Below are 18,806 nucleotides of genomic sequence, written 5' to 3'. Positions count from 1 at the left end.
CGGATGCGTCTCCTGACTCAGCGGAAGATGAGGTTGAGGGCGATGACCATGACCAGCGAGATCCCGGCCAGCTTCGTCGGCGACCGGTACCAGGGCAGCCGGTGCGCCTCCGGGTCGGTGCGCTGCTCCTCGGGCGTCTCGGAGTAGACCAGCCCGACCAGCTCCGCGACCGGCTTGGGCTGGGTCACCTGGGTGACGAGCACGCTGACGACGATGTCGACGACGAACGCGGCACCGGCGGCCACGAAGCTGGCGCCCTGGCCCGAGAGGGGGATCACCCCCAGCGACGTCGCACCGAACGCGTCCTCGCTCAGCAGCGCGACCGTGACGGCGGCGAGCGTGCCCGAGACCAGGCCCGTCCAGCCGGCCGTCGGCGTCATCCGCTTCCAGAACATGCCGAGGATGAACGTGGCGAACAGTGGCGCGTTGAAGAACCCGAACAGCGTCTGCAGGTAGTCCATCAGGTTGGTGTAGCCCGACGCGATCAGGGCCGTGCCGATGGCGATGACCGTGGCACCGACGGTCGCCCACCGCCCCACCTTCAGGTAGTAGCCGTCGGGCCGGTCCTTCTTCACGTACTGCTGCCACAGGTCGTAGCTGAAGACGGTGTTGAAGGCGGAGATGTTGGCCGCCATGCCCGCCATGAAGGCCGCCAGCAGCCCGGCGAGCGCGACGCCGAGCAGGCCGTTGGGCAGCACGTCGCTGATCAGGTAGAGGATCGAGTTGTTGTAGTCGAAGTCCGGGTCGCCCGACGCCTTCGCCTCGACGACCTCCGGCACGAGGACCGTGGCGATGATGCCCGGGATGACCACGATGAACGGCACGAACATCTTCGGGAACGACCCGATGATCGGGGTCGCCCTGGCCGCGGAGATCGAGTGCGTCGCCATGGCCCGCTGCACCTCGACGAAGTTGGTCGTCCAGTACCCGAAGGACAGGACGAACCCCAGACCGAAGACGATGCCGATGACCGACCAGAACGGGCTCTCGAAGCCGGTCAGGTTGGTCGCGGGCCAGGACGTGAGGTCCCCCTCGTCGCCCGCGTCGGTGACCTGGTCGATCAGGCCCCCGATGCCGCCGACCCGGTGCAGGCCGATGAGGGTCAGCGGCAGCAGCGCCGCGACGATCACGAAGAACTGCAGGACCTCGTTGTAGATCGCCGCCGACAGCCCGCCCAGCGTGATGTAGCTGAGCACCACGATCGCGGCGACGATCAGCGAGACCCAGAGCGGCCATCCCAGCAGCAGCTCGACGATGTGCGCGAGCAGGTAGAGGTTGATGCCGGCGATGAGGATCTGCGCGACGGCGAAGCTGATCGCGTTGACCAGGTGCGCCCCGGTCCCGAACCGCCGCCGCATGAACTCGGGGACGCTGCGGACCTTCGACCCGTAGTAGAAGGGCATCATCACGACGCCCAGGAAGAGCATCGCGGGCACCGCGCCGATCCAGAAGTAGTGCATGGTCGCCATGCCGAACTGGGCCCCGTTGGCCGACATGCCGACGATCTCGACCGCGCCCAGGTTGGCGGAGATGAACGCCAGGCCGGTCACCCAGGCCGGCAGCGACCGGCCGGACAGGAAGAAGTCGAGGCTGTCGGAGACCCGACGGCGGGCAGCGAACCCGATGCCGAGGACGACGGCGAAGTACGCGGCGACGAGCGCGTAGTCGACGGCGTTCGCGTCGAGTTGCAGGTCCTCCATCGGGCTCCCCTTCTCGGAGTCGGTCAGGCCAGCCGTCGCGCCCCGGCGGACGGGACGGTGACGAAGGTGCGGGGCGCAGGGGATCCCTCGCGCTCGAAGCGGGCGGCGACCGCGGCGGTGACCGCGTCGACGGCGTCGGCCTCGACGAGGGCGATGGCGCTGCCGCCGAACCCGCCGCCCACCATGCGGGCCCCGTGCGCCCCGGCGGCCACGGCGGACTCGACGATGGCGTCGAGCAGCGGCACGGAGATCTCGAAGTCGTCCCGCAGGGACTCGTGACCGGCCGTCAGCACGGGCCCGATCCTGCGGGGGTCGGCGTCGCTGCGCAGGGCGGCGACCACCTGGAGGACGCGCGCGTCCTCCGTGACGATGTGCCGGGCGCGGCGGAGCAGCACGTCCCCCTCGGCGGTGCCGTCGGCGAGCACGCCGAGCCGGCCGACGTCCTCGACCTCGCGCAGGAAGTCCACGCCGAGTCGCCGGGCGGCCTCCTCGCACTCCCGGCGCCGGTCGCCGTAGCCGCCTCCGGCGTGCTCGTGGGTGACACCGGAGTCCACGACGAGCAGCGCCAGACCGGCGCCGGCGAGGTCGAGGGGCACCTGCTCGCTGGACCGGTCGCGGGTGTCGAGGAACAGGGCGTGCCCGGCGGTGCAGAGGACGGACGCGGACTGGTCGAGGATCCCGGTGGGGGCGCCGACGAAGTCGTTCTCCGCGCGGCGCGCGAGCTCCACGAGGTCGGGCGCTCCCAGCTCCGGCGCCACGAGGTCGCGCAGGGCGAGGGCGACCGAGCAGGTGAGCGCCGCGGAGGACGACAACCCGGCTCCGACCGGCACGTCGCTGTCGACGAGCACGCTCGCGCCGCCGGGCAGCCGGTCGCGCATCCCGGCGACGACACCGGCGGGGTAGCCGGCCCACCCGTCGGGCCGTCCCGGGGCGAGGTCGGCGAGGTCGAGCTCCACGACACCGCCGTCGCCCTGCCGCGAGGCGACGGCGAGCCGGCCGTCGTCGCGGCGGGCGACCGCCGCCCGGGTGGTGTGGGCCAGCGCGATGGGCAGCACGAAGCCGCCGTTGTAGTCGGTGTGCTCGCCGATGACGTTCACCCGCCCCGGCGCCGCCCAGACGCCCTCGGCGGCGGTGCCGAACTGCTCCCGGAAGGCCTGCTGCGCGCGGTCGGCCGCCCTCTGGTCGCGGCTCACGGGAGGACCAGGGCCCGCAGCTGCTCGGCGACGTCCTCGGGGTTCGTGTCGGTGATGAAGGCACCCATCCCCGACTCGGAGCCGGCCAGGTACTTCAGCTTCCCCGGCGCCCGGCGGAACGAGAAGACCTGCAGGTGCAGCCACCAGTCCTCGCGTCCGGCCCGCACCGGCGCCTGGTTCCAGGAGGCGATGTAGGGCATCGGGGTGTCCATGCGGTGGGCGAACCGGCCGAGGACGTCGAGGTAGACGTCGACGAAGGCGTCGCGCTCCTCGTCGGTGAGCGACGGGATGTCGGGCACCCGCCGGGTCGGGAACAGCTGCACCTCGTAGGGCCAGCGCGTGGCGGCCGGGACGAACGCCGTCCAGTGCTCGTTGGCGGTGACCACCCGGGGCCCGGAGCGCTCGGCCACCTCGACCTCGGCGAACAGGTCACCACCCGTCGACTCCCGGTGGCGGTCGACCGAGGCCAGGATCCGCTCCACGCGCGGCGGCAGGTACGGATAGGCGTAGATCTGCCCGTGCGGGTGCGACAGCGTCACCCCGATCTCCTCGCCGTGGTTCTCGAACGGGAAGACGTACTCGACGCCGTCCAGCGCGCCGAGCGTCTCGGTCCGGTCGGCCCAGACGTCGACGACGAGGCGGGCCCGGTCGTGCCCGAGGTCGGCGAAGACCCGCTCGTGCTCGTCGGTGAAGCACACGACCTCGGCGCGGCCGTAGCCCGGCCGGAGCTCCGCCAGCGGCGCTCCGGGGGCGGTGGGCGGCACGTCGCGGTCGACGCCGGTCGCCAGTGAGGGGAACCGGTTCTCGAAGACGACGACCTCGTAGGAGCTCTCGGGGATCTCGGTCGGGCGCCCGGGGCTCGACGCGTCGAGCGGGCACTCGTCGGCCGGCGGCAGGAAGGTGCGGGTCTGCCGGTGCGAGGCGATCGCGACCCACTCGCCGAGCAGCGCGTCGTAGCGGAGCTGGGACCGGTTGGCGACCTGCGGGAGGTCGCGGGTGTCCACCGCGTCGCGCGGCGTGGGTTCCCGGTCGAAGTACAGGATCTCCCGGCCGTCGGCCAGGCGACGGCTCGTCCGGATCACCGCTGAGCACCCCTCTCACCGGCCGTGTCACCGAGCGTGAAGGGCCGCGTCGACGCTAGTCCGCCCCGTGATCACCGGCCAGCCTCGGGGGTCCGGTTCACCGGAAACAGCGAGAGCCCCCGACCGGGCAGGTCGGGGGCTCTCGCACGGTGTAGCCCCGAAGGGATTCGAACCCTCGCTACCGCCGTGAGAGGGCGGCGTCCTGGGCCGCTAGACGACGGGGCCGTGCAGCGACATCCTGCCACGGCCGCCCGGTGGGCAGCGGACCCACCCCGGGACGACGAGAGCCCCCGGCCGGGTGGCCGGGGGCTCTCGCCCGCTGTAGCCCCGAAGGGATTCGAACCCTCGCTACCGCCGTGAGAGGGCGGCGTCCTGGGCCGCTAGACGACGGGGCCGTGCAGTGGTGCGGTGGTGCTGGAGGACCGGGTGCTTCCTCGCTGGGGTACCAGGACTCGAACCTAGACTAACGGAACCAGAAACCGTCGGGCTGCCAATTACCCCATACCCCAAGGGCCGTGCTGCGCCTCGCGGCGCCGGTCAACACCATACCCGACGTGCACGGGGCCGGTCGGGACCCCCTCGGCCGGCACCGGCCGCAGGTCCAGCGCACCGGTCTCGGTCTCCGGCCGCAGCCGTCCCCGGGACCGCGCCACGAGCGCCACGTACGCACCCATCGCCAGCAGGTCCAGGCCGACCACCAGCACGCCGGTGCCGGCCGGCACCGAGTCGGTGGTGATGCCCTCCCCCAGCCCCCCGGCGAGCAGGAAGACCAGCACGTTGTTGACCGCGTGCAGCACGATCGCCGCCTCGAGTCCGCCGGTCAGCCACACGACGGCGGAGGCGGCGAGGCCGAAGGCGAAGCGGTCGAGGAAGGTCCACACGTCCGGCGGGGCGTGCGCGGCGGAGAACAGGGCCGCGGTGAGCACGCCGGCGACGACCGCTCCCGCGCGGGGGCTGCGGACCCACCCGGCGATCGCCTGGGAGAGGTAGCCGCGGAACACGTACTCCTCCGCCGCGGACTGCAGGGGTGTGGTGAACACCACGACGAGGACCAGCCAGACGTAGGACGACGACGGACCGGTGACGTCCCCACCCTCGAACACGAACCCGATCAGGACGCTGAGCAGGATCCCGGCCCCCAGGGTGGGCAGGGAGAGCAGCGTGAAGGGCAGGAACAGCCGCCACCGCAGCCGCGCCAGCACCGACGACGACCAGCCCCGCCGCATGCCGTGGGCGGCGACCCAGGCAAGCCAGACGATCGGGATGGCCACGATCAGCGACACGTTGGTGATCAGCAGGACGCCCGGGTCGACCAGGTCGAGCAGCTGCAGGTCGGGGAACGCGCCGGTGACCAGCGCGACGAGGACCACCACGGTGGCGGCCACGGTGTACACCACGACGACCAGCAGCAGCCCCAGCAGCGGCCGCCACCACCGCCAGTCCCGGGCGCGCATGGCGTGCAGGAACGGCACCGGGACGTCGTGCGGCGGGGTGCCCGGGGGCGGCGCCCAGCGGACCCCGGGCGACGGCCCGGCCTGCGGATGGGTGTGCGGGCCCGCCGGCAACGGCACCGGCCCGAGCGGCCAGGCCACCGGCCCGGCCCACGCACCGGTGGCCGGCAGCGAGTGCACGCCGTGCAGCGCCGCGGGGACGTAGGGCGGCGCCCCGTAGGGCCCGGTCGGCGGCGGCCCGGTGTAGGGCTCGTCGTCCGGTTCCGGCCCTCCGCCGGGCGGCCCCGGTGCGGTCATCCGGGAACGGCCTCCCGGGCCGCCGCGAGGCGGGCCAGCGTCCGGTCGCGACCGAGCAGCTCGATCGACTCGTACAGCGGCGGGGACACCGTCCGGCCGCTGACCGCGACCCGCACCGGTCCGAAGGCCTGCCGTGGCTTGCGCCCCAGCCCCTCGACCAGTGCGTCCTTGAGCGCGGCCTCGATCTCGGGCGTCGTCCAGTCCGGCAGCGCGGAGAGGGCGGTGGTGGCGGCGTCGAGCACCTCGACCGCCTCCGGGCCGCCCAGCTGCTTGGCCGCGGCCGCCGGCTCGATCTCCACGTCCTGCACGAACAGGAACCGCAGCAGGTCGACGGCCTCCGACAGCACGATCATCCGCTCCTGCGCCATCGGTGCGATCGCCTCGAGGACCCGCTGCTGCTCCGGCGTCGGCGGCTCGGCGACCAGCCCGGCGGCGGCCAGGTAGGGGGTCACCCGCTCGGTGAACTGCTCGACCGGCAGGGCGCGCAGGTGGGTGGCGTTGATCGCCTCGGCCTTCTTCAGGTCGAAGCGGGCCGGGTTGGCGCTCACCCGGGTGACGTCGAAGGCCTCGACCAGCTCGGCGGTGGAGAAGACGTCGCGGTCCTCGGCGATCGACCAGCCCAGCAGCGACAGGTAGTTCACCAGCCCCTCGGGCAGGAAACCCCGCTCGCGGTAGACGTCGAGGTTGGACGTGGGGTCCCGCTTGGACAGCTTTTTGGTCCCCTCGCCGGTCACGAGGGGCAGGTGGCCGAACCGCGGGGTCCCGGCGGCGACGCCGATGTCGGTGAGCGCCGCGTACAGCGCCAGCTGGCGGGGGGTGGAGGGCAGCAGGTCCTCTCCGCGCAGCACGTCGGTGATGCCCATGAGGGCGTCGTCCACCGGGTTGACGAACGGGTAGAGCGGGACGCCGGTGCCGCGGACCAGCACGAAGTCCGGCACCGCGCCCGCGGCGAAGCGCACCTCGCCGCGCACCAGGTCGGTCCAGGTCAGGTCCTCGTCGGGCATCCGCAGCCGCAGCACCGGCTGGCGGCCCTCGTCGCGGAAGGCCGCCTTCTGCGCGTCGGTGAGGAAGCGGTCGTGGTTGTCGTAGCCGAGCTTGGGGTCCTGGCCTGCGGCCCGCCGCCGGGCGTCGACCTCCTCGTTGGTCGAGAACGACTCGTAGGCGTGGCCGGCGGCCAGCAGCTTCCCGGCCACCTCGCGGTAGACGTCGTGCCGTTCGGACTGCCGGTAGGGCCCGTGCGGACCGCCGACCTCCGGGCCCTCGTCCCAGTCCAGGCCGAGCCAGCGCAGGCTGTCCAGCAGGTGGCGGTAGGACTCCTCGGAGTCGCGGGAGGCGTCGGTGTCCTCGATGCGGAAGACGAACGTGCCGCCGGAGTGCCGGGCGTGCGCCCAGTTGAACAGCGCCGTCCGGATGAGCCCGACGTGCACCAGGCCGGTCGGTGACGGGCAGAACCGGGTGCGCACGGTCGCGGGCGCACTCATCTGGCGCCTCCGGCGGTGGAGGTCGCGTCGGCGCCGGTGACGCTGTTGGTCAGCGTGCCCAGCCCCTCGATCGTGCACTCCACCCGCTGGCCGGGCCGGATCGGCCCGACGCCGGCGGGGGTGCCGGTGAGGACCACGTCGCCGGGGAGCAACGTCATCACCTGCGAGATGTGCGAGATCAGGGTGGGGACGTCGAACAGCAGCTGGCTGGTGCGACCGGACTGGCGCAGCTCGCCGTCCACCGTGCAGGTGATCGCCAGGTCCGCGGGGTCCTTGCCGAGGCCCGCGAGGTCGGTCTCGATCCAGGGGCCGATAGGGCAGAAGGAGTCGAAGCCCTTGGCGCGGGTCCACTGCCCGTCGCCGCGCTGCATGTCCCGCTCGGTGACGTCGTTGCCGATCGTGTAGCCGAAGACGCTGGAGAGCGCCTGCTCCGGGCTCACGTGCCGCGCGCCGCGTGCGCCGATGACCACGCCCAGCTCCGCCTCGTGGTGCACGTTGGTGCTGCCGGGCGGGATGCGGATGGCGTCGCCGGGCCCGATGACCGAGGTCGAGGGCTTGAGGAAGATCAACGGCTGCGCCGGGGCGTCACCGGTCTTCATCTCCGCGATGTGGTCGGCGTAGTTCTTGCCGACGCACACGACCTTGCTCGGCAGGATCGGCGAGAGCAGCCGGACGTCGGCCTGCGCGTACCGCTGGCCGGTGAAGGAGATGGTGCCGAAGGGGTGTCCCTCGATCTGGGCGACCTGGCCGTCGCCGTCGAGGACACCGAAGGACATGCCAGAGGGCGAGGCGAAGCGGACGATGCGCACGGGTCGAGGCTACTGACCCCGCTCCCGGCCGCGCCCGCGCCGGTCGGGCCCTACGGTCGGGGCATGGCGTGCCGGCTCAGCGAGATCGTCATCGACTGCCGCGACCCGGAGGCGCTGGCCGCGTGGTGGGCGGAGGTCCTCGGCTACCAGGTGCTCGACCGCGACGAGGGAGCGGTCGAGATCGGCCCGGCCGACGGCTTCGGCGGGCCGGCGCCGACGCTGGTGTTCGGGCCGGTCGGCGAGCTGTCACCGGCCGCGCCGCGGCTGCACGTCGACGTGAACCCGACCGACCGCGACCAGGACGCCGAACTGCAGCGGCTGCTCGCGCTGGGCGCCACCCCGGCCGACGTCGGCCAGACCGGGGACGAGAAGTGGCACGTGCTCGCCGACCCGGAGGGCAACCCGTTCTGCCTGCTGCGCCGCCGGCTCGACCCGCTCTGACCCCCCACCACCCGAGGAGACCCGGTGATCCTGATCGTCGTGAAGTTCCCCGTCCGCCCCGAGCGCGCCGACGAGTGGACGACCCTGGCCGGCGAGTACGCCCGCGCGGTGCAGGCGGAGGAGGGCAACCTCTTCTTCGAGTGGTCGCGGAGCCTCGACGAACCCGACACCTTCGTGTGCGTCGAGGGCTTCCGGGACGCCGACGCCGGCGCGTCGCACGTCGGCACCGACGCCTTCAGGGGGTTCGTCGACCGGGCCCCCGACCTCGTCGCGGCGCAGCCCCAGATCATCTACGTGGACGCGCCGGACGTCAGCGGCTGGGGCCCGATGGGCGAGATCCAGCCGCGCTGACGCCCCACCCGCCGGGGACGGCACCCGGCCGCGGTGTCGGCCGGTGGGCCGACGACGTCATCCTCAGCGCGCGCGGTGCCGGACGGCGTAGGTGAGCGCGTCGACGAGGGCGTGCCAGGAGGCCTCGACGATGTTGACGTGCACGCCGACGGTGGTCCACTCCCCCACCCCGTCCGTGGTGTCGATGAGCACCCGGGTGGTGGCGCTGGTGCCCGACGACCACCCGAGGATGCGCACCTTGTAGTCGGCCAGCGAGACGTCGGCCAGCTGCGGGTACCGGCTCACCAGCGCCTGCCGCAGGGCGTTGTCCAGGGCGTTGACCGGGCCGTTGCCCTCGGCGGTGCTGATGACCCGCTCGCCGTCCACGTGCACCTTGACGGTCGCCTCGCTGACCACGACGCCGTTGCCCCAGTGCTCGACGGAGGTCTTGTAGCTCTCCAGCTCGAACAGCGCCGGAGGCGCGTCGGGCAGCTGGGCGCGCAGCAGCAGCTCGAAGGAGGCGTCGGCCGCCTCGAAGGACCAGCCGTCGGCCTCGAGCACCTTGACCTGGTCGACCACGCGGCCGATGACGTCGGCGTGCCCGTCGAGGTCGACGCCGAGCTCACGGCCCTTGAGCTCGACCGACGCACGCCCGGCCATCTCGGTGACCAGGATGCGCATGTCGTTGCCCACGACCGCCGGCTCGAGGTGGTTGTAGAGCTCGGGGCGGACCTTGATGGCGCTGGCGTGCAGGCCGGCCTTGTGCGCGAACGCCGAGGCGCCGACGTAGGGCTGGTGGTCGTCGGGGGCGATGTTGGCCAGCTCCGCGATCGCGTGGCTGACCCGCTGCAGCTCGGGCAGGCACTCGGCGGGGACGACCGGCAGGCCCATCTTGGTCACCAGGTTGGCGATCAGCGCGAAGGTGTCGGCGTTGCCGGCCCGCTCGCCGTAGCCGTTCGCCGTCCCCTGCACGTGGGTGACACCGGCCTCGACCGCGGCCAGGCTGTTGGCGACGGCGCAGCCGGTGTCGTCCTGGCAGTGGATGCCCAGCCGGCCCGACACCCGGGCGCGGACGTCGGCGACGACCCGGCCCACGCCCATCGGCAGCATCCCGCCGTTGGTGTCGCACAGGACGCCGACCTCGGCGCCGGCCGCGAAGGCGGCCTCGAGGACCTGGACGCCGTAGTCGGGGTCGGCGGCGTACCCGTCGAAGAAGTGCTCGCAGTCGACGAACACCCGCCGGCCGTGCCCGACGAGGAACTCGACGGTGTCGCGCACCATCGCGAGGTTCTCCTCCAGCGTGGTGCGCAGCGCCTCGCGCACGTGCCGGACGTCGGACTTGGCCACCAGGCAGACGACCGGCGTCTGGGCGTCCAGCAGCGCCCGCACCTGGGCGTCGTCCGCGACCCGGACGCCGGCCTTGCGGGTGGCACCGAAGGCCACCAGCTGCGCGTGGCGGAGCTTGAGCTCGGTGCGGGCGCGGGCGAAGAACTCGGTGTCCTTGGGCATCGCCCCGGGCCAGCCGCCCTCGATGTACCCCACGCCGATCTGGTCGAGCAGCCGGGCGACCGCGAGCTTGTCGGCGACCGAGTAGCTGACGCCCTCGCGCTGTGCGCCGTCGCGCAGGGTGGTGTCGAAGACGTGGAAGTCGGTGCTGGTCGGAGTTGACACGGTGTCTCCCGGGAGAGGGCAACTGCCCCGAACACGACAAAGACCCCCCGGGAACGGGAGGTCTGCGCGCAGTCGGGGAGGGACTGCGCGCTAGGCGATGACGATCAGGTCGGTGGGGTGCATCACCTCCAGTAGACCACGCGCCCCGCCGTACCCCCGAACCGGCGGCCTCTCTGCAGGGTCCCGCCGCGGCCCCGTCCCGGGCACCGCCCTGAGCTCGCGAAGGGTGGGGAGGACGGGGCCCTTCCTCGGTGGGGGCCGTGGAGGGACCCCGTCCTCCTCACGCCTCGCTCGCTCGGCGCGGTCCTGGGATCGGGGCCGTTCAGCCGCTGGCGAGCGCCGCGAGGCGGTCGCCGACCTCCGTGGTGCGCACGGTCGCCTGCGGTTCCCGCGTCGACAGGTCGAACGCGACGGCGGCGTTGACCTTCTTGGCCTGGTCGGTGCGTCCCAGGTGCTCGAGCAGCAGGCCGACCGACAGCACCGTGGCGGTGGGGTCGGCCGTCCCCTGGCCGGCGATGTCGGGGGCCGAACCGTGCACCGGCTCGAACATGCTCGGGTTGGTGCCCGAGACGTCCAGGTTGCCACTCGCCGCCAGCCCGATGCCCCCGGTGACCGCCGCGGCGACGTCGGTGACGATGTCGCCGAACAGGTTGTCGGTGACGATGACGTCGTAGCGGCCGGGGTCGGTGATGAAGAACATCGCCGCGGCGTCCACGTGCTGGTAGGCCACGGTGACCTCGGGGAACTCCGACGCGACCTCCTCGACGGTGCGTGACCAGAGCGACCCGGCGTGCGTGAGCACGTTGGTCTTGTGGATCAGGGTCAGGTGCCGGCGCGGGCGGGTCAGTGCCCGCTCGAAGGCGTACCGGACGACCCGCTCGACACCGAACGCGGTGTTGAGGCTGACCTCGGTCGCGACCTCGTGCGGGGTGTCCTTGCGGAGCACGCCGCCGTTGCCGACGTAGGGCCCCTCGGTGCCCTCGCGCACGCAGAGCATGTCGATCGGACCGGGGTCGGCGAGCGGGCTGCGCACACCGTCGAAGAGCCGGGCCGGGCGCAGGTTCACGTGGTGGTCCAGCTCGAACCGCAGGCGCAGCAGGAGGCCCCGCTCGAGGATGCCCGGCGGGACGCTCGGGTCGCCGATGGCACCGAGCAGGATGGCGTCGTGCTGGCGCAGCTCGTCGAGCACGGTGTCGGGCAGCAGTTCGCCGGTGCGCTGCCACCGCAGGGCGCCCAGGTCGTACGGGGTGGTCTCCACGTCGGGAGCCACCTCACGGAGGACCTTGAGGCCCTCGGCCACGACCTCGGGACCGATGCCGTCTCCAGCGATCACTGCCAGTCTCATGGGTCTCCTACCCTGGGTCAGCGCGGGTCGAGGTCGGCGGAGCGGGCCCAGCGGGCCCCGATCCGGCCGGCGATGTCGGCGAGCAGCTCCGACGGCACGGGGCTGTCCACCATGACCGCCATCAGCGCCTCGCCGCCGCGGTTGGTGCGGCTGACCTGGGCGCCGGCGATGTTGATCGAGGCAGCTCCCAGGGCCTCGCCCACCGTCCCGACGATGCCCGGCCGGTCGGCGTAGACGAAGAACAGCAGGTAGCCGGCGAGGTCCAGGTCCATGTCGAAGCCGTTGACCTCGACCAGCTTGGGCACCTGGTTCTTGCCGAACAGGGTGCCCGAGACGGTCACCTCCGTCCCGTCGGCCATCACCCCCCGCACCGCGATCAGGTTCCGGTAGTCGGGGCTCTCGACGTCGTTGGACATCGCGACGTCCAGGCCGCGCTGCTCGGCGAACAGCGGCGCGTTGACGTAGGTCACCGGCTCCTCGACGACGTCGGTGAACACGCCCTTGAGGACGGCGAGCTGCAGGACCGAGACGTCGAACTCGGCGATCTTGCCGCGGGCCTCGACGGTCACCGACTGGGCCAGCCCGCCGGCGACGGCGGTGAACACCTGGCCGAGCCGCTCGGCCAGGGGCAGGCCGGGCCGCACGTCCTCGGCGACGACCCCACCGGCCTGCACGTTGACCGCGTCGGGCACGAACTCGCCCTGCAGCGCGAGCCGCACCGAGTGCGCGACCGCCGTGCCGGCCTTGTCCTGCGCCTCGGTGGTGGAGGCGCCCAGGTGCGGGGTGACGACCGTGTTGGGCAGGCCGAACAGCGGGCTGTCGGTGGTGGGCTCCTTGGCGTAGACGTCCAGCCCCGCGGCCCCCACCTGTCCGGACTGGAGGGCGTCGGCCAGCGCCGCCTCGTCGACCAGCCCGCCCCGCGCCGCGTTGACGATGATCACGCCGCGCTTGGTGGTGGCGAGCTCGGCGGCGCCGATCAGCCCGAGGGTCTCGGGGGTCTTCGGCAGGTGGATGGTGATGAAGTCCGACTCGCGGAGCAGCTCCTCCAGCGACACCATCCGCACGCCCAGCTGGGCGGCACGACCGGGCTGGATGTAGGGGTCGTAGGCGATGAGGGTGACGCCGAAGGCCGCGAGGCGCTGCGCCACCAGGACACCGATGCGCCCCAGCCCGACGACGCCCACGGTCTTGTCGGTGACCTCGACGCCCATGAACTTCGACCGCTTCCACGCGCCCTCGCGCAGCGACGCGTCGGCGGCGGGGATCTGGCGGGCCGCGGCCAGCAGCAGCGCGACCGCGTGCTCGGCGGCGCTGACGATGTTGGACGTCGGCGCGTTGACGACCATGACCCCGCGCTCGGTGGCGGCGGGGACGTCCACGTTGTCCAGGCCGATGCCGGCGCGGGCGACCACCTTGAGGTTCGGGGCGGCGGCGAGGGCCTCGGCGTCCATCTGGGTGGCACTGCGGATCATGATCGCCGCCGCGTCGGCCAGCGCCGGCAGCAGCGCGGCCCGATCGGCTCCGTCCACGTGCCGGATCTCGACCTCGGTCCCGAGCACCTCCAGGACGCTCGGGGCGAGCTGTTCGGCGATCAGGACGACGGGTGCGGTCGTGGTCACGGGTGTACAGCCTAGGGACGGGGCACCGGCGCCCCCCGCCCAGCCCCCGCGGGCACGACCCGTGACGGTACGAGCGCGAGCCGACACCCCCCGCCGATGGGGTGGGTGTGCTTGCCCGTGTCTGCCGCGGCGGACATCCTGGCCGCGCAGAGTCGGCGAGAGCCGGCGCCGACGGAGGAGATCATGAGCACCCACGACGACGAGCACGGGTCCAGCGCCGGCTCGCAGTACGGACAGCCCCAGCAGCAGTACGGCCAACCCGCACAGCAGTACGGGCAGCAGTACGGGCAGCAACCCGGCGAGGCCCAGCCCTACGGTCAGCAGCCGGGCTACCCGCAGCAGTACGGCCAGGGGCAGCCCTACGGCCAGCAGGCGGGCTACCCGCAGCAGTACGGCCAGCAGCCCGACTACGGCCAGTACGGCCAGTACGGCCAGTCGGCGGTGCCGGCCAAGCCCGGCGGGGTCATCACCGCGGCGGTGCTCGGCTTCGTCTTCGGCGCGATCGGCGTCATCATCAGCCTGTTCACGATCGTCGCCGGCGCGGCGGTCGGAGGCAGCTCCTCGGGCTTCGACGACATCCCGGGCCTCGAGGGTGTCACGGGGGCCGTCGGAGGGGTGCTGCTCGTCTTCGGCCTCCTGGCCCTGGTCTGGACGGTCGTGATGATCTGGGGCTCCGTGTGGGCGCTGACCGGCCGCAGCCGCGTGCTGCTGCTCGTCGGGGGCTCCATCTCGGTGGCCTTCACGGCTCTCATGTTCTTCGGCAGCCTCGCCGACGCCGACACCAACGGTGCCGGCGGCGTCCTCACCGGCCTGCTGTTCTTCCTGGCCGCGCTGGCGATCGTCATCCTGCTGTCACTGAAGCCCGCGGCGGCCTTCTTCGCCGCCCACCGGGCCCGCCGCGGCCGCTGAGCACCGGGCTCCAGGGGGTGCTCGGACACCCCCTGGAGCCGTTCCGGCTCCCACACCCCGCCGCCGTCCGCCACCCGGGCGGCGATCGCGACCAGGAGGACGTTGTCGCATGTCGAGTCCCGGCGGTCCCGACCCCCACACCGCGCAGGGGGGTGCACCGGAGGACCGGCCGGACTGGGGCGCGCCCCCGCCGCCCGCGGAGGGGTACGCACCCGCTCCGGCCTGGTCCGGCCCAGCCGCCGGCGCCGCAGGTCCGGCCGGGCCGCGCCCGCCGCAGGTGCTCATGGCGGCGGTCTTCGGCTTCGTCGTCGCGTTCTTCGCGCTGATCGGGGCCCTGGGCCTCTTCGCGCTGTCGACGATCTCCGCACAGTTCGCCCTCTTCGGGATCGTGTACCTGGCGATCGCGGTGACCGACATCTGGGGCGGGGTGCAGGCCCTCACGGGCAGGAGCAGCACCGTCCTGAAGATCGGTGGGGCGGCCACCGCCGGCCTGGTGGCCCTCGGGCTGCTCGTGTCGCTCACCCAGGGCCAGTTCAACGGCTGGTCGCTCGTCCTCATCGCCGTCGGGGTCGGGATCGTCGTGCTGCTGTCGCAGCCGGCCTCCCGGCAGTGGTTCGCCGCCCGCGGCACCCGCTGATCCCCCGCACGACCGAGGGCCCCCGCTGCCGGCCGGCAGTGGGGGCCCTCGTCGCTCCCGGGGTCCCGGCCTAGCTGCGGGCGGCGGTGCCGGTGTAGTCGTCGGACGCCGACACCCAGCTCATGAGGCCGCGCAGCTTGCGGCCGGTCTCCTCGATCGGGTGCGCCTCGGCGGCGGCCCGCTTGGCCTTGAAGTCCGGCGCACCGGCGTCCTGGTCGGCGATGAACGCCGCGGCCCAGGAGCCGTCCTTGATGGCGGCCAGGACCTCGCCCATCGACTCCTTGACGCGCGCGTCGATCACCTTGGGGCCGGAGGTGTAGTCGCCGTACTCGGCGGTGTCGGACACCGACCAGCGCTGCTTGGCGATGCCGCCCTCGTACATGAGGTCGACGATCAGCTTGAGCTCGTGCAGGCACTCGAAGTAGGCGACCTCGGGCTGGTAGCCGGCCTCCGTCAGCGTCTCGAACCCGGCGGTGATCAGCGCGCTGGCGCCACCGCAGAGCACGGCCTGCTCACCGAAGAGGTCGGTCTCGGTCTCCTCGGCGAAGGTCGTCTTGATGACGCCGGCGCGGCTGCCACCGATGGCCTTGGCGTAGGAGAGCGCGAGCGCCTGGGCCTGGCCGGTCGCGTCCTGCTCGACGGCGATCAGGCAGGGCACGCCCTTGCCGTTCTCGAACTCGCGGCGCACGAGGTGGCCGGGGCCCTTCGGCGCGACCATGGCGACGTCCACACCGGACGGCGGCTTGATGTAGCCGAACCGGATGTTGAAGCCGTGGCCGAAGAACAGCGCGTCGCCGTCCTGGAGGTTCGGCTCGACCGACTCGGTGTACAGGTGCCGCTGCACGTGGTCGGGCGCCAGGATCATGATCAGGTCGGCCTCGGCGGCCGCCTCGGCAGGGGTGACCACGCGCAGGCCCTCGGCCTCGGCCTTGGGGCGGCTCTTGCTGCCCTCGGGCAGGCCGACCCGGACGTCGACGCCCGAGTCGCGCAGGGACAGGGCGTGGGCGTGACCCTGGCTGCCGTAGCCCAGGACGGCGACGGTGCGCCCCTGGATGATCGACAGGTCGGCGTCGTCGTCGTAGAAGATCTCGGCGGCCATGCGGTGGTTGTTCCTCTCGGTTGTGCGACGGATGGCTCCCTGCAGGGCCCGCCGCGAGCAGTGGGGGCAGGGTCCTCGTTCAGGCGGAGCGCTCGACCGGGCGCAACGTACCGGCGCCGGACATGGCGCGCGGACCCCGGCCCAGGGCGACGGTCCCCGACTGCGCCATCTCCTTGATCCCCAGGGGGGCGAGGACGGCGAGCAGGGCCTGGAGCTTGTCCGGGGTCCCGGTGGCCTCCAGGGTCACCGTGTCGGTGTTGACGTCGACGACGTGCGCGCGGAACAGCTCGGCGGTCTGCAGCACCTGGGTGCGGTCGGCCATGGGGGCCCGGACCTTGACCAGCAGCAGTTCCCGCTGGACGGCGGCGCCGCCGTCCAGCTCGACGATCTTGATGATCTCGATCAGCTTGTTCAGCTGCTTGGTGATCTGCTCGAGCGGCTGGCTCTCCGCGTCGACGACGATCGTCATGCGGGACAGGTCCGGGTTCTCGGTCGGCCCGACCGCGAGGGACTCGATGTTGAAGCCCCGCCGGCTGAACAGCGCCGAGACGCGGGCCAGCACACCGGACTTGTTCTCGACCAGCACCGAGAGCGTGTGGCGTGTCATGCCAGAGTTCCTTTCACCTGCGAGCGGATGTCGGTCGGCCCCGTCCAGAGGCTCGCCCCGAGCGTGCGAGGGGGACGGGGTCCTCCCGCTAGACCTGTCCCTCTCCGAAGACCGGGCGGACGTCGCGCGCGGCCATGATGTCGTCGTTGCTCGAACCTGCGGCGACCATGGGCCAGACCTGGGCGTCGGAGCCGACGACGAAGTCGATGACCACCGGGACGTCGTTGATCGACATGGCCTTCTCGATCACCGCGTCGACGTCGTCCCTGCTCTCGCACCGCAGGCCGACGCAGCCCAGCGCCTCGGCCAGCGCCACGAAGTCGGGGATGCGCACCGGCTTGGGCGTGCCGTCGGCGTTCTGGGCGTGCAGCTTCGTGTTCGAGTAGCGGCCTTCGTAGAAGAGGGTCTGCCACTGCCGGACCATGCCGAGGTTGCCGTTGTTGATGACGGCGACCTTGATCGGGATGCCCTCGATGGCGCAGGTGGCCAGCTCCTGGTTGGTCATCTGGAAGCAGCCGTCACCGTCGATGGCCCACACGGTCGTGTCGGGGCGGCCGTACTTGGCGCCCATCGCCGCGGGGACGGCGTAGCCCATGGTGCCCAGGCCGCCGCTGTTGAGCCAGGTGCCGGGCTTCTCGTACTTGACGAACTGCGCGGCCCACATCTGGTGCTGACCGACGCCCGCGGCGTAGACGGCATCGGGTCCGGCGATGGCGCCCAGGCGCTCGATGACGTACTGCGGCGACAGCGAGCCGTCCTCGGGCCAGTCGTAGCCCAGCGGGTAGGTCTGCCGCCACTCGTCCAGCTGCGCCCACCAGGCGGCGAGGTCCGGCGTCCGGCCCGCCTCGTGCTCGGCCCGCAGCGCCGCGACCAGCTCGACGATGGTCTCCCGGGCGTCGCCGACGATCGGCACGTCGGCCTTGCGGTTCTTGCCGATCTCCGCGGGGTCGATGTCGGCGTGCACCACCTGCGCGTCGGGGGCGAACGAGGACAGCTGGCCGGTCACCCGGTCGTCGAAGCGGGCACCGAGGGCCACGATGACGTCGGACTTCTGCAGCGCGGTGACCGCGGCGACCGTCCCGTGCATTCCGGGCATGCCCAGGTGCTGCGGGCTGCTGTCGGGGAAGGCGCCCCGGGCCATGAGGGTGGTGACCACCGGTGCGCCGGTGAGCTCGGCCAGCTCGGCCAGCTCCTCGGTCGCCCCCGCCTTGAGCACGCCGCCGCCCACGTAGAGGACGGGCCGCCTGGCCCGGGCGATGAGCGCCGCCGCCTCGCGGACCTGCTTGCCGTGCGGGCGGGTGGTCGGCTTGTAGCCGGGCAGGTCCAGCCGCGGCGGCCAGGAGAAGTCGGTGGTCGCCTGCAGGACGTCCTTGGGGATGTCGACCAGCACCGGACCGGGCCGGCCGGTGGACGCGAGGTGGAAGGCCTCGGCGATCCGCTGCGGGATCTCCGCCGCGTCGGTCACCAGGAAGTTGTGCTTGGTGATCGGCATCGTGATGCCGCGGATGTCGGCCTCCTGGAAGGCGTCGGTCCCGATCGAGGCGCTGGGCACCTGGCCGGTGATCGCGACGACGGGGACCGAGTCCATGTGCGCGTCGGCGAGCGGGGTGACGAGGTTGGTCGCACCCGGACCGGAGGTGGCCATGCAGACGCCGACCCGGCCGGTGGCCTGCGCGTACCCCGTGGCCGCGTGGCCGGCGCCCTGCTCGTGCCGGACCAGCACGTGCCGGACCCGCGAGTCGAAGAGCGGGTCGTAGGCGGGCAGGATCGCCCCACCCGGGATGCCGAAGACGACGTCGACGCCGACCGCCTCGAGCGACCGGACCAGGCTCTGCGCGCCGGTGATGCCGCTGACCGGCTCGTGGGCCGCGGCGGCGAGCGAGCGGTCCACGGTCTCGACGCCCGTCAGTGCGGCGGCGGCCTCTCGGGTGGCGGACTCGCCGGGGGTGGGGCTGTTCATGTCGGCGCTCTCCTGGCAGTGCCCCGGTCGGGGGGCGTCGGTTCGGGGGTGGTGCGGTGTGCGGCGGGTGCCTGCCGGCTGGGATGGGCGCCCGGCCGCACGGAGGCGCGCGGGGCCCGCAAACGAAAAACCCCTCGTGCCGCAGGCACAGAGGGGTGAGCGCGTCGGTCGGGAG

The 18,806-nt window shown here is 72.7% G+C and carries 16 protein-coding genes and 3 tRNA genes; 4 read left to right on the top strand and 15 right to left on the bottom strand.

Features of this window, described 5'->3' with window-relative positions; genetic code table 11:
• Positions 1-17 precede the first annotated feature (17 nt).
• From GCU56_RS06290 to GCU56_RS06250, 9 genes are all read right to left on the bottom strand, one after another.
• The gene (locus tag GCU56_RS06290; RefSeq protein WP_163480641.1) at positions 18-1,700 is read right to left on the bottom strand and encodes a sodium:solute symporter family protein; all 1,683 of its coding nucleotides are present in this window, start codon (positions 1,698-1,700) and stop codon (positions 18-20) included.
• Positions 1,701-1,723: 23 nt separating this feature from the next.
• Positions 1,724-2,893, bottom strand: a complete 1,170-nt coding sequence (gene galK, locus GCU56_RS06285) for a galactokinase (protein WP_163480640.1) — start codon at positions 2,891-2,893, stop codon at positions 1,724-1,726.
• The gene (gene galT, locus GCU56_RS06280) at positions 2,890-3,975 is read right to left on the bottom strand and encodes a galactose-1-phosphate uridylyltransferase (RefSeq protein ID WP_345771677.1); all 1,086 of its coding nucleotides are present in this window, start codon (positions 3,973-3,975) and stop codon (positions 2,890-2,892) included. Before galT ends, galK begins: the two co-directional genes overlap by 4 nt.
• Before the next feature lie 152 nt (positions 3,976-4,127).
• Positions 4,128-4,200, bottom strand: a tRNA-Glu gene (locus GCU56_RS06275).
• A gap of 97 nt (positions 4,201-4,297) precedes the next feature.
• Positions 4,298-4,370 (bottom strand) — tRNA-Glu (locus GCU56_RS06270).
• 42 nt (positions 4,371-4,412) lie between these two features.
• Positions 4,413-4,484: transfer RNA gene (locus GCU56_RS06265), tRNA-Gln, on the bottom strand.
• The gene (locus tag GCU56_RS06260; RefSeq protein WP_163480639.1) at positions 4,470-5,723 is read right to left on the bottom strand and encodes a CPBP family intramembrane glutamic endopeptidase; all 1,254 of its coding nucleotides are present in this window, start codon (positions 5,721-5,723) and stop codon (positions 4,470-4,472) included. The genes GCU56_RS06265 and GCU56_RS06260 overlap by 15 nt, the downstream gene beginning before the upstream one ends.
• Positions 5,720-7,204 (bottom strand): glutamate--tRNA ligase, encoded by a 1,485-nt coding sequence (gene gltX, locus GCU56_RS06255; RefSeq protein ID WP_163480638.1) that lies wholly within the window; start codon positions 7,202-7,204, stop codon positions 5,720-5,722. Before gltX ends, GCU56_RS06260 begins: the two co-directional genes overlap by 4 nt.
• On the bottom strand, positions 7,201-8,013 hold the full coding sequence (locus GCU56_RS06250) for a fumarylacetoacetate hydrolase family protein (protein WP_163480637.1): 813 nt from the start codon (positions 8,011-8,013) through the stop codon (positions 7,201-7,203). The genes gltX and GCU56_RS06250 overlap by 4 nt, the downstream gene beginning before the upstream one ends.
• 63 nt (positions 8,014-8,076) lie before the next feature.
• On the opposite strand from GCU56_RS06250, the gene GCU56_RS06245 reads away from it, so the two are divergent.
• The gene (locus GCU56_RS06245) at positions 8,077-8,454 is read left to right on the top strand and encodes a VOC family protein (RefSeq protein WP_163480636.1); all 378 of its coding nucleotides are present in this window, start codon (positions 8,077-8,079) and stop codon (positions 8,452-8,454) included.
• A 24-nt stretch (positions 8,455-8,478) separates the two neighbouring features.
• A complete protein-coding gene (locus GCU56_RS06240; protein ID WP_163480635.1) occupies positions 8,479-8,805 on the top strand; it encodes an antibiotic biosynthesis monooxygenase in 327 nt (108 codons plus the stop codon).
• Positions 8,806-8,868: 63 nt separating this feature from the next.
• On the opposite strand, the gene cimA is transcribed toward GCU56_RS06240, so the two are convergent.
• The 3 genes from cimA to serA form a co-directional block, all read right to left on the bottom strand.
• Complete coding sequence (cimA, locus tag GCU56_RS06235; protein ID WP_163480634.1) at positions 8,869-10,455, bottom strand: citramalate synthase; 1,587 nt, start codon at positions 10,453-10,455, stop codon at positions 8,869-8,871.
• A gap of 322 nt (positions 10,456-10,777) precedes the next feature.
• On the bottom strand, positions 10,778-11,800 hold the full coding sequence (locus GCU56_RS06230; protein ID WP_163480633.1) for a 3-isopropylmalate dehydrogenase: 1,023 nt from the start codon (positions 11,798-11,800) through the stop codon (positions 10,778-10,780).
• A gap of 17 nt (positions 11,801-11,817) precedes the next feature.
• On the bottom strand, positions 11,818-13,419 hold the full coding sequence (gene serA, locus GCU56_RS06225) for a phosphoglycerate dehydrogenase (protein WP_163480632.1): 1,602 nt from the start codon (positions 13,417-13,419) through the stop codon (positions 11,818-11,820).
• 183 nt (positions 13,420-13,602) lie between these two features.
• Here serA and GCU56_RS23365 point away from each other — a divergent pair, with 183 nt between their 5' ends.
• Both GCU56_RS23365 and GCU56_RS06215 read left to right on the top strand, forming a co-directional pair.
• The gene (locus GCU56_RS23365) at positions 13,603-14,328 is read left to right on the top strand and encodes a hypothetical protein (RefSeq protein WP_204331496.1); all 726 of its coding nucleotides are present in this window, start codon (positions 13,603-13,605) and stop codon (positions 14,326-14,328) included.
• A gap of 109 nt (positions 14,329-14,437) precedes the next feature.
• Entirely contained in the window at positions 14,438-14,965 is a 528-nt protein-coding gene (locus GCU56_RS06215; protein ID WP_163480631.1) for a hypothetical protein, read from the top strand.
• Positions 14,966-15,035: 70 nt separating this feature from the next.
• Here GCU56_RS06215 and ilvC read toward each other — a convergent pair whose 3' ends face one another.
• The 3 genes from ilvC to GCU56_RS06200 form a co-directional block, all read right to left on the bottom strand.
• The gene (ilvC, locus tag GCU56_RS06210) at positions 15,036-16,097 is read right to left on the bottom strand and encodes a ketol-acid reductoisomerase (protein WP_345771690.1); all 1,062 of its coding nucleotides are present in this window, start codon (positions 16,095-16,097) and stop codon (positions 15,036-15,038) included.
• A gap of 46 nt (positions 16,098-16,143) precedes the next feature.
• A complete protein-coding gene (gene ilvN / locus GCU56_RS06205; protein ID WP_163480629.1) occupies positions 16,144-16,671 on the bottom strand; it encodes an acetolactate synthase small subunit in 528 nt (175 codons plus the stop codon).
• Between the two features lie 88 nt (positions 16,672-16,759).
• Complete coding sequence (locus tag GCU56_RS06200; RefSeq protein WP_163480628.1) at positions 16,760-18,631, bottom strand: acetolactate synthase large subunit; 1,872 nt, start codon at positions 18,629-18,631, stop codon at positions 16,760-16,762.
• Positions 18,632-18,806 lie beyond the last annotated feature (175 nt).

The sequence above is a fragment of the Geodermatophilus sabuli genome (genome assembly GCF_010686765.1).
In the GTDB taxonomy this organism is placed as follows: domain Bacteria; phylum Actinomycetota; class Actinomycetes; order Mycobacteriales; family Geodermatophilaceae; genus Geodermatophilus; species Geodermatophilus sabuli_A.
The sequence above is the reverse complement of the archived record's forward strand: the minus strand, read 5'-3'. Positions and strand labels throughout refer to the sequence as shown.